Annotated in this window: 18 protein-coding genes and 1 other annotated feature; of the genes, 3 read left to right on the forward strand and 15 right to left on the reverse strand. The window is 58.0% G+C overall.

Going from position 1 to position 18,693, the window contains the following annotated elements; all coding sequences use genetic code 11:
• Nucleotides 1–174 precede the first annotated feature (174 nt).
• On the forward strand, nucleotides 175–1,359 hold the full coding sequence (gene emrD, locus QLG21_RS15215; protein WP_006177615.1) for a multidrug efflux MFS transporter EmrD: 1,185 nt from the start codon (nucleotides 175–177) through the stop codon (nucleotides 1,357–1,359).
• Here emrD and QLG21_RS15220 read toward each other — a convergent pair.
• Nucleotides 1,262–2,350, reverse strand: a complete 1,089-nt coding sequence (locus QLG21_RS15220) for a cellulase family glycosylhydrolase (RefSeq protein WP_137849956.1) — start codon at nucleotides 2,348–2,350, stop codon at nucleotides 1,262–1,264. The two genes, emrD and QLG21_RS15220, sit on opposite strands and share 98 nt — an antisense overlap.
• An 86-nt stretch (nucleotides 2,351–2,436) precedes the next feature.
• Entirely contained in the window at nucleotides 2,437–3,351 is a 915-nt protein-coding gene (dsdC, locus tag QLG21_RS15225; RefSeq protein WP_137849955.1) for a DNA-binding transcriptional regulator DsdC, read from the reverse strand.
• A gap of 118 nt (nucleotides 3,352–3,469) precedes the next feature.
• Here dsdC and dsdA point away from each other — a divergent pair, with 118 nt between their 5' ends.
• Nucleotides 3,470–4,750: a D-serine ammonia-lyase gene (gene dsdA / locus QLG21_RS15230; RefSeq protein WP_282484742.1), complete on the forward strand. Its 1,281-nt coding sequence runs from the start codon at nucleotides 3,470–3,472 to the stop codon at nucleotides 4,748–4,750.
• Between the two features lie 32 nt (nucleotides 4,751–4,782).
• Here the strand turns inward: dsdA and QLG21_RS15235 are convergent, their stop codons facing one another.
• The 5 genes from QLG21_RS15235 to ibpA form a co-directional block, all read right to left on the reverse strand.
• Nucleotides 4,783–5,130, reverse strand: coding sequence for a DUF202 domain-containing protein (locus tag QLG21_RS15235; protein ID WP_006177610.1), 348 nt, complete (start codon nucleotides 5,128–5,130; stop codon nucleotides 4,783–4,785).
• Nucleotides 5,120–5,467, reverse strand: a complete 348-nt coding sequence (locus QLG21_RS15240; protein WP_006177608.1) for a YidH family protein — start codon at nucleotides 5,465–5,467, stop codon at nucleotides 5,120–5,122. The genes QLG21_RS15235 and QLG21_RS15240 overlap by 11 nt, the downstream gene beginning before the upstream one ends.
• A 58-nt stretch (nucleotides 5,468–5,525) precedes the next feature.
• Entirely contained in the window at nucleotides 5,526–7,187 is a 1,662-nt protein-coding gene (locus QLG21_RS15245) for a putative transporter (RefSeq protein WP_282484743.1), read from the reverse strand.
• Between the two features lie 165 nt (nucleotides 7,188–7,352).
• A complete protein-coding gene (gene ibpB, locus QLG21_RS15250; RefSeq protein WP_006177606.1) occupies nucleotides 7,353–7,781 on the reverse strand; it encodes a small heat shock chaperone IbpB in 429 nt (142 codons plus the stop codon).
• A 136-nt stretch (nucleotides 7,782–7,917) separates the two neighbouring features.
• The gene (ibpA, locus tag QLG21_RS15255) at nucleotides 7,918–8,328 is read right to left on the reverse strand and encodes a small heat shock chaperone IbpA (RefSeq protein ID WP_006177605.1); all 411 of its coding nucleotides are present in this window, start codon (nucleotides 8,326–8,328) and stop codon (nucleotides 7,918–7,920) included.
• Nucleotides 8,322–8,394: a sequence feature (ROSE (Repression Of Heat Shock gene Expression) occurs in the 5'-region of heat shock genes and acts as an RNA thermometer to modulate expression.), on the reverse strand. It overlaps the preceding gene by 7 nt.
• Before the next feature lie 247 nt (nucleotides 8,395–8,641).
• Between ibpA and QLG21_RS15260 the strand changes: the two genes are divergently transcribed.
• The gene (locus tag QLG21_RS15260; RefSeq protein WP_006177604.1) at nucleotides 8,642–8,974 is read left to right on the forward strand and encodes a YceK/YidQ family lipoprotein; all 333 of its coding nucleotides are present in this window, start codon (nucleotides 8,642–8,644) and stop codon (nucleotides 8,972–8,974) included.
• 6 nt (nucleotides 8,975–8,980) lie between these two features.
• Here the strand turns inward: QLG21_RS15260 and QLG21_RS15265 are convergent, their stop codons facing one another.
• The 8 genes from QLG21_RS15265 to gyrB all read right to left on the reverse strand — a co-directional run bounded on the left by QLG21_RS15265 (nucleotide 8,981) and on the right by gyrB (nucleotide 18,687).
• Nucleotides 8,981–10,201 carry a DUF3748 domain-containing protein gene (locus QLG21_RS15265; RefSeq protein WP_282484744.1) on the reverse strand — a complete coding sequence of 407 codons (1,221 nt, stop codon included), beginning with the start codon at nucleotides 10,199–10,201 and terminating at the stop codon, nucleotides 8,981–8,983.
• A gap of 51 nt (nucleotides 10,202–10,252) precedes the next feature.
• Nucleotides 10,253–11,590 (reverse strand): MFS transporter, encoded by a 1,338-nt coding sequence (locus tag QLG21_RS15270; protein WP_282484745.1) that lies wholly within the window; start codon nucleotides 11,588–11,590, stop codon nucleotides 10,253–10,255.
• Between the two features lie 117 nt (nucleotides 11,591–11,707).
• The gene (dgoD, locus tag QLG21_RS15275; RefSeq protein ID WP_006177597.1) at nucleotides 11,708–12,856 is read right to left on the reverse strand and encodes a galactonate dehydratase; all 1,149 of its coding nucleotides are present in this window, start codon (nucleotides 12,854–12,856) and stop codon (nucleotides 11,708–11,710) included.
• Nucleotides 12,853–13,470 carry a 2-dehydro-3-deoxy-6-phosphogalactonate aldolase gene (locus QLG21_RS15280; RefSeq protein ID WP_282484746.1) on the reverse strand — a complete coding sequence of 206 codons (618 nt, stop codon included), beginning with the start codon at nucleotides 13,468–13,470 and terminating at the stop codon, nucleotides 12,853–12,855. Before QLG21_RS15280 ends, dgoD begins: the two co-directional genes overlap by 4 nt.
• Complete coding sequence (locus QLG21_RS15285) at nucleotides 13,454–14,332, reverse strand: 2-dehydro-3-deoxygalactonokinase (protein WP_282484747.1); 879 nt, start codon at nucleotides 14,330–14,332, stop codon at nucleotides 13,454–13,456. The genes QLG21_RS15280 and QLG21_RS15285 overlap by 17 nt, the downstream gene beginning before the upstream one ends.
• The gene (dgoR, locus tag QLG21_RS15290; RefSeq protein ID WP_282484748.1) at nucleotides 14,329–15,018 is read right to left on the reverse strand and encodes a D-galactonate utilization transcriptional regulator DgoR; all 690 of its coding nucleotides are present in this window, start codon (nucleotides 15,016–15,018) and stop codon (nucleotides 14,329–14,331) included. The genes QLG21_RS15285 and dgoR overlap by 4 nt, the downstream gene beginning before the upstream one ends.
• A 225-nt stretch (nucleotides 15,019–15,243) precedes the next feature.
• Complete coding sequence (gene yidA / locus QLG21_RS15295; protein ID WP_006177593.1) at nucleotides 15,244–16,056, reverse strand: sugar-phosphatase; 813 nt, start codon at nucleotides 16,054–16,056, stop codon at nucleotides 15,244–15,246.
• 219 nt (nucleotides 16,057–16,275) lie between these two features.
• A complete protein-coding gene (gene gyrB, locus QLG21_RS15300) occupies nucleotides 16,276–18,687 on the reverse strand; it encodes a DNA topoisomerase (ATP-hydrolyzing) subunit B (protein ID WP_282484749.1) in 2,412 nt (803 codons plus the stop codon).
• Between the last annotated feature and the right edge of the window lie 6 nt (nucleotides 18,688–18,693).

The raw sequence follows: 18,693 nt of genomic DNA on the forward strand, positions 1-18,693 counted from the left end.
GCGCTGGCAACATTAGTTGCCGTTCTTGTTTACAAATCCTGCCTTTTTGCTTCCATCCATTCATCACAGCAATGCTTAATTTGTCATCTGACTGTGGTAGATTCCTCGCGCATTTATGGGAATGCGTAGTCACTTATTCTTCATTTCTCTCTTTTGGCAAAAGTATTCAGCGACATGAAAAAACAAAGGAACGTTAACTTATTGTTGATGCTGGTGTTACTGGTGGCCGTCGGTCAGATGGCGCAAACCATCTACATTCCGGCGATTGCCGACATGGCAAAGGAACTCAATGTCCGCGAGGGCGCGGTGCAGAGCGTGATGGCGGCGTACCTGCTAACCTACGGCGTCTCTCAGCTCTTCTACGGACCGCTGTCTGACCGCGTCGGGCGTCGCCCGGTGATTCTGGTGGGCATGAGCATTTTCATGGTGGCGACGGTGATTGCCATTAGCACTTCCAGCCTGACGGTGCTGATTGCCGCCAGCGCCCTGCAGGGCGTGGGGACCGGCGTCGGGGGCGTGATGGCGCGAACCCTGCCGCGTGACATGTACCAGGGCACCCAGCTGCGCCACGCCAATAGCCTGTTAAATATGGGTATTCTGGTCAGCCCGCTGATGGCACCGCTGATTGGCGGCCTGCTGGACACCCTGTGGTCCTGGCGCGCCTGCTACGCCTTCCTGCTGGTGCTGTGCGTGATTGTCACCTTCAGCATGGCGCGCTGGATGCCGGAAACGCGCCCGGTGGATGCGCCGCGCACGAAGCTTCTCACCAGCTATAAAACGCTATTCGGCAACGGGGCGTTTACCTGTTATCTGCTGATGCTGATCGGCGGCCTGGCGGGAATTGCGGTGTTCGAAGCCTGTTCCGGCGTGCTGCTGGGCGCAGGGCTTGGCCTCAGCAGTATGGTGGTGAGTATTCTGTTTATTCTGCCAATCCCGGCGGCGTTTTTCGGCGCGTGGTTCGCAGGTCGGCCCAACAAGCGTTTCTCCACGCTGATGTGGCAATCGGTGATCAGCTGCCTGCTGGCGGGCCTGATGATGTGGATCCCGGGGCTGTTTGGCGTGATGACGGTCTGGACGCTGCTGATCCCGGCGGCGCTGTTCTTCTTCGGTGCGGGAATGCTGTTCCCGCTCGCCACCAGCGGCGCGATGGAGCCGTTTCCGTTCCTTGCCGGAACGGCAGGCGCACTGGTAGGCGGCTTGCAGAACATCGGTTCCGGCGCGCTGGCCTGGCTTTCAGCCATGATGCCGCAAACCGGCCAGTCTAGTCTGGGCTTGCTGATGACCCTGATGGGGCTGCTGATTTTGCTGTGCTGGCTGCCGCTGGCGTCGCGCGTCCCGCATCACGAGCAGCCGGTTTAACCGCACGATGGCCCGGCTTCTCGCCGGGCTTGTCACAGACCGGGGCGATCATCACCTGCAGCAACGGCTCAGGCGCGGGTCGCCATGCCCCCTCCTCGCCGTCGTAGAACTGAAAATCGGCGTTAACCGCATACGGAATTTTTGCTTTTTGCAGCTCGCAGGCCATGAAGGTCGCGAAAGCCATTTGCGACGCCGTGGGGGTAAAGCGGTTCGATTCCCCGACTCCCCAGCCGCCCACCCAGCTCATATGCCCGGTTTTTTGCTGCCAGCGCAGCGCCGTCGCGATGCGGTTGTGGATAGCCGCTTTCTCCGCCGCAGTCCCTGACGTCCACGGGTATTTACCGTTATTTTTCAGCGGTCCCCACGGAAAGATGTGCCACTCCGCCAGCAGGTAATTTTGACTGCGGGGCGGCAGCTTCAGGCTGGATAAATCTTCCGGCGCAGCGCGCAGGCGCGGCGCAATGAAGATCATGCGCTGCGGGTCGATGTCGTGGATCGCTTTGATGGTTTTTTCATACACGCGGTTCAACGACGCAAGATTGTGGTTGAGCTTATCGGCAGGTTCGTAAATGAGGTCAAATCCCAGCATGGGCGAGCGTTGGCCAAAATAGTGCGCCACGGCAATCCACCAGTTGACCACCTCTTTCTCGTTATCGGCTTTCGGGTCGTTTTTATATTCATCAGCCTGATAGGCGATAACCGGAATCACGCCGTATTGCTCGCAGGCTTCCACCAGCTTACGCAGGTGGATCAGCCGAGCTTCCGTCGGCTCATCCGCCACGCGAATACGCACATGGCGGATCCCTTTCGCGTGAAAATCGCGGACGACCAGCGGGTCGAACTCGCGGATGCCACGCTCGGTGCGCGCCCAGTCCACGTCGATACCCACGCCAAGCTCTTGCGCATAGCGGGCAGCCGTCAGCGGCGGCTCAGCGGCACAGGCCAGGCCGGAAGCGATCACAAGCGCAGTGGCAATAACAAGCTTTAACACGGTTTACCTTGCGAGAAATCGAAAGCAATAACCTGTATTTAGCACGCTTTTTCACATTTGGTGTAGCCTCAAAACGTAATAATTCTTCATCCTGCCTGCGCTTTTAGCCAGCCGATAAACGCGTCAATTTTCGGCCAATGCCGTTCAGGCAGCGTGGCAATGTAGTAGTGCTGCTGGCACGGCAAGGTCTTATTACCAAAAGGGGCAACAAGTTCTCCGCGCGCGAGGCGTTTTTCAACCAGCCTTTTTCGCCCCATCGCCACCCCCGCATGGTTTAACGCAGCGGTGATGGCTAAATCTGAACGATCGAAGCCCATGCCCGATGAAGGCAGCGCGTTCACGGCAAAACGCTGCGCCCAGAGTTGCCATTCATCCGTGCCGGAATCCTGACTCCAGGCCTGACGGTCGTGCAGGAGCGTGCAGCGGGCGAGATTCTCGGGCTGGCCGAATAACGCGTGCTCGCGGGCATACTCCAGCGAGCAAACGGGTAAAATGTCTTCATCCATCAGGAACGTGTGCGCAAGGTGTTTTGGCGGCGAATCGTCGAAATAGAGCGCCAGATCGACGCCGGTTCGCTGCATATCGATGTCGTCGTTGCCGGTCAGAAGGGTGAGTGAAATCGCAGGATAGCGGCGCGTAAAATCGCCGAGCAGGGGCACCAGCCAGCACTGAGCGAGGGATGGCCGTGAGTAGACGGTCAGCGTGCCGCTCAGCGCCTGGTTTTTGATATCCTGAATCTCCTGGTTCAGGGTATCGAGCGACGATTTAAGCGTCCCGTAAAGACGCTTCCCCTCCTGCGTAAGCTCAACCTTACGGTGAGAGCGGACAAACAGCCGGATCCCCAACTCCTCTTCCAGCAAATTGATACGGTGGCTCACCGCGCTGGGGCTAAGCGACAGCTCCGCCGCCGCCAGCGCGAAGGATGCATGTCGCGCCGCGACTTCAAAGGTGTACATTTTTGACAGCTGCCAGCCGTTTAGCTGCGGCTTATCTCCCTCCATCGCCCCTCCCTTTCCTGTTTGGTTCAATCTGGCTCACCTGAAACGCAATTTATATCATTTGTCAGTATGCCCCTTTTTTTGTCCAATGAAGAACATGGCCGAATGGAAAGAGACGACGATGAATAACCTCCCTGCCTTAAAGGCACAGTTTCCTCTGATTGAGGATCTGATTGCCCTGAAAGAAACGACCTGGCTCAACCCGCGTACCACCACGCTTGCCGAGGGGCTGCCCTATGTTGGGCTAACCGAAGACGATGTGAATGACGCCCACGCGCGCCTGCAACGTTTTGCGCCTTACCTGGCGAAAGCGTTTCCGGAAACGGCGGCTACCCACGGGCTGATTGAATCGGAGCTGGTCGCCATTCCGGCGATGCAAACGCGGCTGGAGAAAGAGGCTGGCGCGGCGATCCCCGGCACGCTGCTGCTGAAAAAAGACAGCCATTTGCCCATTTCCGGCTCCATCAAGGCGCGCGGCGGTATCTATGAAGTGCTGGCCCATGCCGAAACGCTGGCGCTGAACGCCGGGCTACTGAGCGTTGACGATGATTACAGCATCCTGCTGGAGCCGCGCTTTAAAGACTTCTTCAGTCAGTACAGCATCGCCGTGGGGTCAACCGGCAATCTGGGGATGTCCATCGGCATCATGAGCGCGCGTCTTGGCTTCAGGGTGACGGTGCATATGTCTGCCGACGCCCGCGAATGGAAAAAAGCCAGGCTGCGCAGCCACGGTGCGATCGTCGTTGAATATGAGCAGGATTACGGCGTGGCGGTGGAGCAAGGGCGTAAGGCGGCGGAGCGTGACCCGAACTGTTTCTTTATCGACGATGAAAACTCCCGCACGCTGTTTCTCGGCTACGCGGTGGCCGGCGGGCGGCTGAAAGCGCAGTTTGCCGCGCAGGGCCGCGTGGTGGATGCGCACCACCCTCTGCACGTTTACCTGCCATGCGGCGTCGGCGGGGGTCCTGGCGGCGTGGCGTTTGGCCTTAAGCTGGCCTTTGGCGATAACGTCCACTGCTACTTCGCCGAGCCGACCCACTCGCCGTGCATGCTGCTGGGCGTCTACACCGGCCTGCACGATGGGATCGCCGTGCAGGATTTGGGGATAGACAACGTCACGGCGGCGGATGGTCTCGCGGTGGGTCGCGCGTCCGGCTTTGTGGGCCGCGCCATGGAGCGCCTGCTCGACGGATTCTATACCCTCTCGGATCAAAGTATGTACGACATGCTCGGCTGGCTGGCACAGGAAGAGGACATTCGCCTGGAGCCGTCCGCGCTGGCGGGTATGGCCGGGCCGCTACGGTTCAAAGCCGATGCCAGCGTTACCCACCTGGTGTGGGCGACCGGCGGCGGTATGGTGCCGGAAGAGGAGATGGCGAGGTATCTGGCTAAAGGGGAGTAATTATGCCGGGTGGCGGCTACGCCTTACCCGGCCTACAGGTGCAAAATTTGTTGAATGTGGGTTACCGCAAACAGCAGCGACAGTGACAGCACGGCCAGGGCGATCAGGAACTTATCCCGCACCGCCTTCGGTTGCGCAACGTCGTCCTGCGCCACGTCCATCAGGTTTCGGCTGCGGGTGTAGCGCCATAAAATCACCGCCACCAGCGCCAGGACCACGATGGAGATCCAGAAAGGCACCCCGGTGCGATGCCAGTTGTGCTTAATCGCCAGGGCGATCAGCGCACCATATCCCAGCAGCGTGCGCAGCCAGGCCAGCGACGTACGCTCGGGCTGCAGGCCGGGGTCGGCTTCGCGACGCGCTTTGCGGCTATCCGCCATAGAACACCAGCCCCATCACCACACCGGCCACTGCCAGCAACACCGCGCTGATGATCAGCAGCCCACGCGTATAGGGCAGATCCTGCTTCAGGCGCATCGCCTTTTCGTTACGCAGCCAGCGCAGATAACCGTAAATCGCCAGCACGCCCGCAAACAGACACAGCAGCAGCGCCAGCACTTCGCGGATCAATGGGGTAGCAAAATCGGGAGCCAGCTGGTCGAGGCCGACGCCCGCAGCCAGAAAGCCCAGCGCGGTGCGGATCCACGCTAAATAGGTGCGCTCGTTAGCCAGAGAGAAGCGGTAGTCCGGCGCTTCGCCGAGGCGGGAGATTTTCATGGCGGTTCCTTGTGGTGCATAAGGCAGGCTTCAGCATAGCCTAATGCTCGCACCGTTGTTAGCCTATCCCCCAGAACAGCACCGCCAGGAGTTGCGGAGTAATGATTCGCAGGAACATCACCAGCGGATAGACCGTGGCGTACGATAGCGCCGCCGCGCCGCTGGTGGCGTGGAGGTTATTGGCGAAGGCCAGCGCGGGTGGGTCCGTCATCGATCCTGCGAGCATACCGCAGAGCGTGAGATAGTTCATTTTGGCGAACATTCGCGCCAGTATCCCGACCGTTATCAGCGGGATCGCAGTGATAAAAATGCCGTAACCGATCCAGCTGACGCCTTCGCCCTGAAGCAGGGTATCAACAAAATCTCCGCCCGATTTCAGCCCGACCACCGCGAGGAACAGCACAATACCCAGCTCGCGCAGCGCCAGGTTGGCGCTCGGCGGCATAAACCAGTACAGCTTGCCGATGCAGCCGATACGCCCGAGGATCAGCGCCATAATCAGCGGCCCGCCGGCCAGCCCGAGCTTCAGGGCCACCGGAAAACCCGGTACATACATGGGGACAGAGCCGAGCAGTACACCAAGCCCGATGCCGATGAACACCGGCAGCATCTGCACCTGCTGGAGCTTTTGCTGGGCGTTGCCCACCATATCCGCCACGGCATCAATCGACGCGGGCCGCCCGACCAGATTGAGGATATCGCCAAACTGCAGGCTGGCGTCCTGGCTGGCAACCAGCTCCACGCCTGCGCGGTTCAGACGCGAGATCACCACGTCATAGCGTTCTTTTACCTGCAAATCGCGGATTTTCTTGCCCAATACCTTCTCGTTTGTGACCACCACGCGCTCGACGCGCAGATCGGTACCCCGGGTAGAAAGTGAGGTCTCCACCTCCTGACCAATCACCAGCCGGGCGTTGTTGAGATCCCCGGGCTGACCAACCAGGTGCAGCAGATCGCCGTGCTGAATAAGCGTGCCGGGCGAGGGCACCATCAGCATGTCGTCACGTTTCAGGCGCGAGCAGATGATGGTGGCGCTGTTCAGAATGGGCACATCCTGAATCGCCATATTGTTCAGATTGGGGTTTTCAACGCGGATATTGATGGTTTTGATCGGCGCATGGCCGTTGGTCAGGGTGGTTTCATGGTCCTTCGCTTCCTGCTCAACGTTAACGCGGAACAGCACCCGCACCAGCCACATCGAGAGCAGAATGCCGCAAATGCCAAACGGATAGGCCATGGCGTAGCTCATCCCCATCTGATCGACGACATCCGAAGAGATCCCCAGGTCGCGTAGGATTTGCTGGCCTGCCCCGAGCGCGGGCGTGTTGGTCACTGCCCCAGAGAAAATGCCGAGCACCACGGGAAGCGGGATCGCGAAGAGTTTATGCAGAACGGCGGTAACCAGCCCACCCATCACCACAATGCCGAAAGCAAGCAGGTTAAGCCGCAGGCCCGAGACGCGAAGAGAGGCGAAAAAGCCCGGTCCCACCTGGATACCGATAGTGTAAACGAAGAGGATCAGGCCGAATTCCTGGATAAAATGCAGCATGTCGGCGCTCAGCGCCAGCCCAAACTGGTCGGCAAAGTGGCCGATAAAAATCCCGCCGAACAGCACCCCGCCGATGCCAAACCCGACGCCGCGAATTTTAATATTGCCTATCCACAGTCCCACCACCGCGACCAGGGCCAACACGCTAACCGTCAACGCGATATCACTCATGATCCACATCCTGTGCATAACCTTAGTTATTTCAGGGATTCTCTCAGAGCCGGAGGCGATTGTATGGGCGATGGCGCACAAAAAAGCCCTGCCGGGGCAGGGCGTTATCTTTGCACCCTCTCCCTGTGGGAGAGGGTCGGGGTGAGGGCATCAGCCCGCACACTGTTAGCTGTTCAATGCCGGGCGCGCGCTAATGGCGATGCGCTGAGGCGCAATGGCTTCTGGCACGTTACGGGTGAGGTCGATATTCAGCAGCCCGTTAGTGAACGTCGCGCCAGAAACTTCCATATGGTCTGCCAGGGTAAAGCTCAGGCTAAACGGCTGAGTGACAAGCCCCTGATGCAGCCATTTGGTCTCGGTTTCTTGTTTTTCCGGCGTGCCTTTTACGGTCAGGCGCGTACCTTCGAGCTGGATGTCCAGGTCTTCCTGACGGAACCCGGCTAACGCCAGCGTGATGCGATAGTGGTTGTCATCGCTTTTTTCGATGTTGTACGGCGGAAAAGTCTGTTGCTCGGTGGTGCTTTGCAGGGCATTCGCCAGTTTGTCAAAACCAATCCACTGACGCAGCAGGGGGGATAAATCGTAGTTACGCATACTAAATCTCCTTCTGAGAAGCGAGTTCGGCACAGTCTAATTTTGTGCGCAGTTGTTCCTGCAAATCCTGATGGATTCGCCTATGCTCCCGGTTCGGCAAGCAATTCTGAGTGGGCCGCAGCCGCGACCCGCGTGATTAGTTAATTTCGATCCGGCGCGGTTTTTTCTCTTCCGGAATCACACGTTCCAGTTCGATAAACAGCAGTCCGTTGACCAGGTTCGCGCCTTTTACGTGAATGTTCTCGGCCAACTGGAACTTGCGTTCAAAGTTGCGCTCGGCGATGCCCTGGTAAAGGTAGGTACGTTCTTTCTGCTCTGCCGTATGGGAGCCTTTCACTACCAGCAGGTTGTCCTGCGCGGTGATCTCCAGCTCGCTTTCTGCGAAACCGGCGACGGCAATGGCAATGCGGTAGTGGTTTTCATCGACCAGCTCAACGTTGTAGGGAGGATAGCCGTTGCTCTGGCTTTGGTTATTTTCTAAATGGTTGAACAGGCGGTCAAAACCAATAGCAGAACGGTATAGCGGAGAAAGATCGAAGTTACGCATACATTAAAACTCCTGAAATCAGCGAGAGATTTAGCCTTCCACCATGGACAGGCTTCTGTGCCCCCGAACACCCCTCAGGCGTGTTCGTTATCGGGTTACATTCTTAAAATGGGTCTGGATACGGGCTTTTCAAGCGTATGCAGACGAGATTTTTTTGCACTTTGCTGGATGTCGCATAGACTGGGACAACAGCACTAAGGGTTAAATTGCGATAGCCGCCACAGAGCCGGGTTGTCGGGCTATTCATTTTGATCAAGGCCCGCTATAACCCTGAGTTACAGGCTCATGCAATGCCATTAACAATGACTGAGTGATGATGAAAAATGTTCTGATTAAGCTGACGACGTTCAGCGGGATTGTTTTACTTTGCGGGTGTTCGAGCGTGATGTCTCACACCGGCGGTAAAGAAGGAACATACCCGGGAACGCGCGCCAGCGCAGCGATGATCTCGGATGACGATACCAACTGGGGCACCAAATCCCTGGCCATTCTGGATATGCCTTTCACGGCCGTGGCGGACACGCTCCTGCTGCCGTGGGATCTGTTCCGCACCGACAGCTCCGTGCGTTCACGCGTTGAAAAAAGCGAGAAGGAAAACCTGGCCACCAACGCCGTTATCCCACCCGCCAGCCTGTCCGTACAGTAATCGTTATCAGGTTTCCGTTACCCAAAGCTGACGGAAACCGTTCGTTTCTTCCATCCAGGCTATCCAGTGACCGTCCGGGGAAAACACGACAGCATCCGCTGATGGCGGCTTGCCATGATCGGACGTCAGAAACGTCACCGCTCCGGTTTGCGCATCGCAGCACGCTATGCGGTTCTCCAGCACATAGCCCAGTTTTTCCCCCGACGGATGCCAGTTAAAAGCCGACTGAATGCCGCTTTCATGGTGCGTTAGCTGGCGCGGTTCACCGCCTTCCGGCGAGATAAGCCACAGCTGCACAATGCCGTTGTCGTCGCGCATCAAAAAGGCGATCTGCGTGCCCTGTGGATTGCTGCGCACCCAGTGACGCGGCACGTTGACCAGCCCCGGATACGCGTTCTGATGCGTAAAGGTTAAACGGCGCTGCGCCACGCCCGCTGGCGGTGCAGGCAGGGTTTCCGGCGTGCCCTGCAAAGGCGCCTCGCCAGCACGTTTCCATCCTTGTTCATCATTGGGCAGATCGATAACGAACAGTTCAGGCACTTTCTCACCCGTGAAGGACAGCGTATCGCCAATAAAGGCCAGCCTGTTGTTGCCCACCCAGCCCTCTTCATAGGCGCGGTTGATCTCATCGCTGCCGGGCTGCGGCGTTGGCGTGGTGCGGCTGACCAGCACGCTCCAGAAGGCGCCAGCATAGTTACGCGGATGGTTGCCCCGCGGGGTTACCGGGCCAAACGGCGACGCGACGCCGACGTTGCGTAAGTCCCGCTTCGGATCGTGCTCATGCATGACGTGGTCGTTATAGGTAAAGCTGACCAACTGCCCGTTCGGGCTAAAGACATGCACATGGCTGCCGCCGCGCAGCGCGCCTGCGGTATAGGGCGCAGTGATATCCATGGCATCAAGATTTTCGACCGCACCGTTGCAGGCCACCACCCCCTGACGATGGTGAAAGTCATACTGCCAGTCGGCATCCGGGCGTTGCGGGCCGTGGATAAAGACGTATTTGTCTTCTGCAGGATGAACGGTCACCACGCCGACGTGCGCGCCGTTCGTAGCGCGATAAATCACCTCAACCTCCCCCGTCATGACGTTGACCCGCTCGATGGTTTCGCCGGTGAACGACGCGCCGGACGGGCGCACGTCAAAGGCCAGCCACTGGCTGTCGGGCGTCCAGGTGTTGATATTGGTGAGCTGGTGATGGCGGGAAGCGAAGGTGATTTGTTTCATGGAGATACCCTGATGCGCAGTTATCGCATCAGGGTAAAACATCAGCGGGAATTAGCCTACACGTTTCACATCGCCCACCAGCAGGATGTAAGAAAGCGCGCCGATCAACGCCACGGCGGAGATGTAAACCAGCGCCGGACCAAAACCGTAATCCTGCGCCAGATAGCCGATCACCAGGGGTACGGTGATCCCCCCCAGACCGCCAACGAAGTTGAAGACGCCGCCCGTGAGGCCGATCAGGCGCATCGGTGCCAGCGAGGAGACCAGAGACCAGGTGATGGAGGCAAAACCGTTGCCGAAGAAGGCGATGGCCATCAGGGTCATTATCCACACCGGATCGTTGGTGTAGTTCGCGCCCATGATGCAGGTGGAGATCAGCAGCCCGCAGATGATCGGCGTTTTACGCGCCACGCCCAGCGAGAAGCCCTTTTTCACCAGCCTGTCGGCCAGCCAGCCGGAGAGCAGCACGCCGAAGAAGGCCGCGAGGAACGGCACGGTGGTCATAAAGCCCGCCTTCAGTGCGGTGATGCCCTTTTCCTGCGTAAGATAGTTCGGGAACCAGGTCAGGAAGAACCACAGCGTTGAGGTGACGGCAAACTGGCCCAGATACACGCCCACCAGCTTACGGTGGAACACCAGTTTCCAGTCCGCTTTGGTCAGGGGCTGACGCGCCTCTTTTTTCACAGGCGCATCGCCATCCACCAGACCGCCGCCGTCGCGGATATAGTCCAGCTCGGCTTTGGTGATGCTTTTGGTCAGGCGCGGCGGCTGGTACACCTTGAACCAGATCAGTGACCAGATAATCCCTATACCGCCGGTGACAATAAACACCCAATGCCAGCTCAGCAGCTCCTGGATCCAGATCAGCAGCGGCGTGAGAAACGCCAGGCCGACAAACTGCCCGGAGGTGTAGAACCCAACGGCAGACGCACGTTCATGCTCCGGGAACCAGCTGGTCACCATGCGGTTGTTGGTCGGGAACGCCGGGGCTTCGAAAATCCCGGTGATGGCGCGCAGGCCAATCAGCGACATCAGCCCGGTCGCAAAGCCCTGGAACAGCGTGGCGACGGACCAGCCGAAAATGGCGATAAAGTAGGTCAGACGCGAGCCGACCCGGTCAAGGAACCAGCCGCCGGGGATCTGGCACAGCGTATAGAGCCAGGCAAAGGCCGAGAAGACGTAGCCCATTTCCGCCTTGGTAATACCAAATTCTTCCTGAATATGGGCCGACGCAACGGCCAGGTTGGCGCGGTCGACATAACAAATCACCACGGTAATAAAAATCATCATCAGCGTCAGGTAGCGGCGACGCCCGGTTTTGGTAGCAATAACTGGAATATCCATCGCAATCTGTCTCCAGATTTTGGGCATAGCGAAGCCGCTCACCATGCCCTGTAGTTTACAGAGGGTTATATTTTTATATGTGCGTTTTTTTGCCCGGTGGCGCTGCTGTATGTCCGGGCCTACGGGAGAGTAGGCCGAATAAGCGTAGCGCCATCCGGCGATTTACCACTCGGCGACGGAACCGTCTTCATGCCGCCATAACGGGTTACGCCAGTCCGGCGCATGTTTACTCAGCTCAATGACTTTGGCTTCGTCGATCTCTACGCCAAGGCCCGGCTTCGTTAACGGTTTAAAGAACCCGCCTTCCATGCAGAAGTCTTCTTTGTTCTTCACAAAATCGAGCAGTTCCGCGCCCTTGTTGTAATGAATGCCCATGCTCTGTTCCTGGAACACGGCGTTGCGGGAGACAAAATCGACGTGCAGACAGGCCGCCAGCGCGACAGGCCCGAGCGGGCAGTGCGGGGCCAGCGCCACGTCGTAGGCTTCTGCCATACCGGCAATTTTGTAGCATTCGGTGATACCGCCCGCATGAGAGAGGTCCGGCTGCAGGATCGCGATTCCGCCCGCTTCCAGCACGCGTTTAAACTCGAAGCGTGAGAACATCCGTTCGCCCGCCGCAATCGGAATGTGCGTCTGTTCCGCCAGCTTCGGATAGTATTCGGCCTGCTCGGCCAGCACCGGCTCTTCGATAAACAGCGGACGGTACGGCTCCAGCTCTTTGATCAGCACTTTCGCCATCGGCGCGCTGACGCGGCCATGGAAGTCCAGCCCAAACTCAATGTCATTGCCGAAGGCTTCACGGATCTGCGCCACGGTGTTCACCGCCCGGTCTACCGCACGTGAATTGTCGATCACCCCCATCTCTTCACAGCCGTTGAGCTTGAAGGTGTCAAAACCAATGCTGCGCAGTTGCTTGATACCGTCGATCACTTCCGCAGGACGGTCGCCGCCTACCCAGCTGTAGGCTTTAATTTTGTCGCGTACCAGGCCGCCCATCAGCTGCCAGACCGGGGCATTCAGCACTTTCCCTTTGATATCCCACAGCGCCTGGTCGATACCGGCGATAGCACTCATCAGAATGGGGCCGCCGCGGTAGAAGCCCGCGCGATACATCACCTGCCACAGGTCGTTAATGCGCGCCGGATCCTGACCAATCAGATATTCACCCAGCTCATGCACAGCAGCTTCCACGGTGCGAGCGCGGCCCTCAATCACCGGCTCGCCCCAGCCAACAACCCCTTCGTCGGTTTCGATTTTCAGGAACATCCAACGCGGCGGTAAACGGTACGTGGTGAGTTTGGTTATTTTCATTTCACTGCCTCTCGATACGCTTTCACAAATGCTGCCGCCTGCTGTGCGGTGCGCTCTACGCTCTGTCCGGCGCGATAAAGATCGCTACCCAGCCCGGCGCCTGCACAGCCAGCCTTTATCCACTGCGCCAGGTTTTCTGGCGTCACGCCGCCCACGGCCAGGACCGGTACGCTTGCGGGTAAGACCGCTTTCAGCGCTTTGATGTACTCCGGGCCAAAGGCCGATGACGGAAAAATTTTCAGCGCCTGCGCGCCCGCATCGAGAGCGGTAAAGGCTTCGGTTGCCGTTGCACACCCCGGGCAGACGGTCATGCCGTAGCCCACCGCGCGGCGGATCACCTCTGGGTTGATGTTGGGCGTGACGATAAGTTTGCAGCCCATTTTCGCCAGTCTGTCGACCTGCTCCGGCTGTAGCACCGTGCCTGCGCCAATCAGCGCCTTATCACCAAACGCATCGACGACGGCCGGGATGCTTTTTTCCCACTCCGGGGAGTTGAGCGGGATTTCCACCGCGTCGAACCCGGCGTCAATCACCGCGCCTACGTGCGCCAGCGCCTCGTCGGGGGTGATGCCGCGCAATATCGCGATAAGGGGAAGGTTAGTTTGCCACTGCATGAGCGATGCTCCTTATTCCAGCCTGAAATGCCGTGTCGCCCTCTACCGCCGCCACGTCCCGACCCATGGCGTGAAACGCCTGGCGATACCGTGAGGTCAGCAATGAGCCTGCGACGAGAGTAATGGCCTGCTGCCCGGCGAAGCGTTCACTCAGGCTGGCGACTTCGGCGCCAATCAGCAGGCCGGACAGAAACTCGCTGACCTGCTCGCGCGGGAGTTGTCCCAGCACGTGCGAGGCGCGAACCTCAAAAAGCTGCGGCAAAACGGCAGGAGAAGCGATCCCGCGCTCAAGCCCGGCGGCAAACGCCTCCGGCGACGGGCCTTGCTCCGGCAATCCCGCACCTACCAGCGAATGCTTAAGCAGCAAATGATGTAATTCGCCGGTCATCACGGTACGAAAATCGTGGATTGTGTCAGTATCGGCCTGCACCCACTTGCAGTGGGTACCGGGCATGACGTAGACAGAAGAAGGAGAAAGCGCGCGCGCGCCGAGCAGCTGCGTCTCTTCACCGCGCATAACGTTGTGGTTATCGTCGCGAGAGACGCACAAGCCGGGAATAATCCAGATATTGTCGCCAACGGACGTTAACTGCTCGCCAATGGATGAGAACGGGGCAGGCACCGGCAGATAGGGCGCAACCTTCCAACCCACATTGCTGCCCACCATGCCTGCCATCACCACCGGCGTGGCGCCGTCGCGCCAGTTTTGTGTCACCTCTGCCAGCACCGCCTCGGGGGATTTACCATTCAGACGCGTAACGCCTGCTTCTGATTGCCTGCTCTCCAGGCACTGCTCGCCCTGGTACAGCCAGGCGCGCAGATTGGTCGATCCCCAGTCAATGGCGATGTAGCGAGATGTCATGTGATTTCCTTTAACCTTCGTGTCGAGCTGGCGATCATCGTGAGCGCCGCCTGCTCTGCCGCATCGCCGTCCTGATGCCGTATCGCATCGAACAGCGCTTTATGTTCCTGGAGCGTTTTCGGCATGTTGGCCTCATCGCCCATCCAGGTACGTTCAAATACCGCACGCTGTAGCGAGCTGATTGCCACGCTAAGCTGCTGCAGCACCGGGTTATGCGCCGACTGGAGCACCGCCTCGTGGTAGCGAATATCCGCTTCGTTGAAGGCGTCCCGGTTCTGGTTGTTGGCGATCATGTCGTTCAGGGCCGACTCAATCTGCGCCAGGTCGCCTGACGTGGCGCGTTCCGCCGCCCAGCGGGCTATCGCCGGTTCCACGAGGTTTCGTACCTCGCTCATCGCGCCGATAAGCCTCGGGTCGTAGTCGTTTTCCAGCACCCACTGCAGAACATCGGTATCGAGGTAGTTCCACTGATTGCGCGGAGCAACAAACGCGCCGCGATAACGCTTCATTTCAATCAGCCGTTTCGCCATCAGCGAACGGAACACTTCCCGGATGATGTTGCGCGAGGTTTCAAACTCCTCACACAGTTCCGCCTCGGCAGGCAGCGGTGAACCTGGAACATATTTGCCGCCCACAATCTGGGTGCCCAGCGTGATAACAATGCGATCGGTTTTATTGAGAGTCATGGAGAGTCCTTATGCTCTTTGTGTCCATCCCTACTTTACCGCGACCGCTGAATTTCGCCTCACTTTTGCAGTACAAACGTGATGCTGTCCGTCATGCCTGTAGCCGTAATGTAGTACAATCATTAAATGTTGTACTACAATCCAGATCACAAAAAGAACAATTCAATAAATTGAAGGCAAAAAAAAGCCCCGGTTGATAACCAGGGCCGATGTGTTTAACAAAGCTTAGTTCAGGACAAATTTCTCGATCGCATAGGCAACGCCGTCTTCCAGGTTGGATTTGGTCACGAAGTTGGCCACTTCTTTCACCGATGGGATCGCGTTATCCATTGCCACCCCCATGCCCGCATATTCGATCATCGCGATATCGTTTTCCTGATCGCCCAGGGACATGATCTCTTCAGGCTTGATGCCCAGCGCATCGGCCAGCGATTTCACGCCAGTGCCCTTATTAACGCGTTTATCAAGGATTTCGAGGAAGTACGGCGCGCTTTTCAGCACAGTGTATTTCTCTTTGACCTCCGCCGGGATGCGTGCGATGGCTTTATCAAGAATCGCGGGCTCATCAATCATCATGACCTTCAGGAACTGCGTGGCCGGGTCCATGTTCTCTGCTTCGCAGAACACTAGTGGAATGGTAGCGACATAGGATTCATGCACGGTGTAGTAGCTGATATCGCGGTTGGCGGTATACAGCGTATTGCGATCGAGCGCGTGGAAGTGTGAACCCACTTCGCGGGAGAGCTTTTCCAGGAACCGGTAATCATCATAGCTCAGCGCGGTTTGAGCCACCGTGCTGCCATCGGCCGCTTTCTGCACCAGCGCACCGTTATAGGTGATGCAGTAATCGCCCGGCTGGTTCATATGCAGTTCTTTCAGGTAGCTGTGCACACCCGCATATGGCCGGCCAGTGGTCAGTACCACGTTCACGCCTTTTGCGCGCGCGGCGGCAATCGCGTTTTTAACGGCTGGAGAGATAGTGTGGTCTGGCAGCAGCAGCGTGCCGTCCATATCAATTGCAATGAGTTTGATGGCCATGAGATCCCCGGATTGAATGAGTCTGCACTCATGCTAACGCGATTCCGCTCAAAAAACACGGTAAGAAAGGGGATTGGGTGTGAGGGGGGGATTCCTCTTTTGCGGCCAAAGCATTTCCCCTCACCCCGGCCCTCTCCCCACAGGGGCGAGGGAGAAAAGGCGGTACCGTACATCCCCTCTCCCCTGTGGGGAGAGGGTTAGGGTGAGGGGGATAACAGCTTAGATATCAATATTCGCCGCTTTCAGGGCATTCTCTTCGATAAAGGCACGGCGTGGTTCAACCGCATCGCCCATCAGGGTCGTGAACAGCTGGTCCGCTGCAATCGCGTCCTTCACGGTTACGCGCAGCATGCGACGGCTTTCCGGATCCATGGTGGTTTCCCACAGCTGCTCCGGGTTCATCTCGCCCAGACCTTTATAACGCTGGATTGCCAGGCCACGACGGGACTCTTTCACCAGCCATTCCAGCGCCTGCTCGAAGCTGGCAACCAGCTGACGACGTTCGCCACGTTCAATGAACGCATCGTCTTCGATCAAACCGCGCAGCTTTTCGCCGAGGGTGCAGAGACGGCGGTATTCCGGCCCGGTCACAAACTCGTGCTCCAGCGGATAATCGGTGTCGACACCGTGGGTACGCACGCGGATAACCGGCTCGAACTGCTGATCAGCGTTCTGCTGAACATCGCATTTCCACATGCTACCGTGCTGTTCGTTCTCGTTCAGCTCGCTCACCAGGCTGTTTACCCAGCGGGACACGGTCTGTTCGTCGCTCAGATCCGCTTCGGTCAACGTAGGTTGATACACCAGCGCTTTCAGCAGCGTTTTCGGATAACGACGCTCCATGCGAACAATCATTTTCTGAGCAGCGTTGAACTCGGAGACCAGACGCTCCAGCGGCTCGCCTGCCAGCGCTGGTGCGTGGGAGTTGGCGTGCAGGGTTGCACCGTCAAGCGCGATCGCGATTTGGTACTGATCCATCGCTTCGTCGTCTTTAATGTACTGTTCCTGTTTGCCTTTCTTCACTTTGTACAGCGGCGGCTGTGCAATGTAGACGTGACCACGTTCAACGATTTCCGGCATCTGACGGTAGAAGAAGGTCAACAGCAGCGTACGAATGTGCGAGCCGTCGACGTCCGCATCGGTCATGATGATGATGCTGTGATAGCGCAGCTTGTCCGGGTTGTACTCGTCACGGCCAATGCCGCAGCCGAGCGCGGTGATAAGCGTCGCCACTTCCTGAGAAGAGAGCATCTTGTCGAAGCGCGCTTTCTCCACGTTGAGGATTTTACCCTTCAGCGGCAGGATCGCCTGGTTCTTACGGTTACGGCCCTGCTTCGCAGAACCGCCCGCGGAGTCCCCTTCCACCAGGTACAGTTCGGACAGCGCCGGGTCGCGTTCCTGACAGTCCGCCAGTTTGCCCGGCAGGCCTGCTAAGTCCAGCGCACCCTTACGGCGCGTCATTTCGCGGGCTTTACGCGCCGCTTCACGGGCACGTGCCGCATCGATAATTTTGCCGACCACGATTTTCGCGTCGGACGGGTTTTCCAGCAGGTATTCGCTCAGCAGTTCGTTCATCTGCTGCTCAACCGCCGATTTCACCTCAGAAGAGACCAGTTTGTCTTTGGTCTGCGAGGAGAATTTCGGATCCGGCACCTTCACGGAGACAACGGCAATCAGGCCTTCACGGGCATCGTCACCGGTGGCGCTGACTTTCGCTTTCTTGCTGTAGCCTTCTTTGTCCATGTAAGCGTTCAGGGTACGGGTCATCGCCGCGCGGAAGCCCGCCAGGTGCGTACCGCCGTCACGCTGTGGAATGTTGTTGGTGAAGCAGTAGATGTTTTCCTGGAAACCGTCGTTCCACTGCAGCGCCACTTCCACGCCAATGCCGTCTTTCTCGGTAGAGAAGTAGAAGATATTCGGGTGAATTGGCGTTTTGTTCTTGTTCAGATACTCAACGAACGCCCTGATGCCGCCTTCGTAGTGGAAGTGGTCTTCTTTGCCGTCGCGTTTGTCTTTCAGGCGGATAGACACGCCGGAGTTCAGGAATGACAGCTCGCGCAGGCGTTTCGCCAGGATGTCGTATTCAAATTCGGTGACGTTGGTGAAGGTTTCGTGGCTTGGCCAGAAGCGTACCAGGGTACCGGTTTTGTCGGTATCACCGGTCACAGCCAGCGGTGCCTGCGGCACGCCGTGGGTATACACCTGGCGGTGAATTTTACCTTCGCGCTGGATAACCAGCTCCAGCTTCTGCGACAGGGCGTTTACAACGGAGACGCCAACGCCGTGCAGACCGCCGGAAACTTTATAGGAGTTATCATCGAATTTACCGCCTGCGTGCAGAACGGTCATGATGACTTCCGCAGCAGATACGCCCTCTTCCGGGTGAATACCGGTTGGGATGCCACGACCATCATCGGTGACGGATACGGAGTTGTCCGCATGGATCGTCACCACGATGTCTTTACAGTGACCCGCGAGCGCTTCGTCGATAGCGTTATCTACCACCTCGAATACCATGTGGTGCAGACCGGTGCCGTCATCCGTATCGCCGATATACATACCAGGGCGCTTACGCACCGCATCCAGCCCTTTCAGGACTTTGATACTGGAGGAGTCATAAGAATTCGACATCAACGT

The organism is Enterobacter sp. V87_3 (assembly GCF_029967835.1).
Classification (GTDB): domain Bacteria; phylum Pseudomonadota; class Gammaproteobacteria; order Enterobacterales; family Enterobacteriaceae; genus Enterobacter; species Enterobacter cancerogenus.

Coding starts and splice junctions, on each gene's coding strand:
- emrD (WP_006177615.1), top strand. CDS start 175: ATGAAAAAACAAAGGAACGTTAACTTATTGTTGATGCTGGTGTTACTG.
- dsdC (WP_137849955.1), bottom strand. CDS start 3,351: ATGGAGGGAGATAAGCCGCAGCTAAACGGCTGGCAGCTGTCAAAAATG.
- dsdA (WP_282484742.1), top strand. CDS start 3,470: ATGAATAACCTCCCTGCCTTAAAGGCACAGTTTCCTCTGATTGAGGAT.
- QLG21_RS15235 (WP_006177610.1), bottom strand. CDS start 5,130: ATGGCGGATAGCCGCAAAGCGCGTCGCGAAGCCGACCCCGGCCTGCAG.
- QLG21_RS15240 (WP_006177608.1), bottom strand. CDS start 5,467: ATGAAAATCTCCCGCCTCGGCGAAGCGCCGGACTACCGCTTCTCTCTG.
- QLG21_RS15245 (WP_282484743.1), bottom strand. CDS start 7,187: ATGAGTGATATCGCGTTGACGGTTAGCGTGTTGGCCCTGGTCGCGGTG.
- ibpB (WP_006177606.1), bottom strand. CDS start 7,781: ATGCGTAACTACGATTTATCCCCCCTGCTGCGTCAGTGGATTGGTTTT.
- ibpA (WP_006177605.1), bottom strand. CDS start 8,328: ATGCGTAACTTCGATCTTTCTCCGCTATACCGTTCTGCTATTGGTTTT.
- QLG21_RS15260 (WP_006177604.1), top strand. CDS start 8,642: ATGATGAAAAATGTTCTGATTAAGCTGACGACGTTCAGCGGGATTGTT.
- QLG21_RS15265 (WP_282484744.1), bottom strand. CDS start 10,201: ATGAAACAAATCACCTTCGCTTCCCGCCATCACCAGCTCACCAATATC.
- QLG21_RS15270 (WP_282484745.1), bottom strand. CDS start 11,590: ATGGTGAGCGGCTTCGCTATGCCCAAAATCTGGAGACAGATTGCGATG.
- dgoD (WP_006177597.1), bottom strand. CDS start 12,856: ATGAAAATAACCAAACTCACCACGTACCGTTTACCGCCGCGTTGGATG.
- QLG21_RS15280 (WP_282484746.1), bottom strand. CDS start 13,470: ATGCAGTGGCAAACTAACCTTCCCCTTATCGCGATATTGCGCGGCATC.
- QLG21_RS15285 (WP_282484747.1), bottom strand. CDS start 14,332: ATGACATCTCGCTACATCGCCATTGACTGGGGATCGACCAATCTGCGC.
- dgoR (WP_282484748.1), bottom strand. CDS start 15,018: ATGACTCTCAATAAAACCGATCGCATTGTTATCACGCTGGGCACCCAG.
- yidA (WP_006177593.1), bottom strand. CDS start 16,056: ATGGCCATCAAACTCATTGCAATTGATATGGACGGCACGCTGCTGCTG.
- gyrB (WP_282484749.1), bottom strand. CDS start 18,687: ATGTCGAATTCTTATGACTCCTCCAGTATCAAAGTCCTGAAAGGGCTG.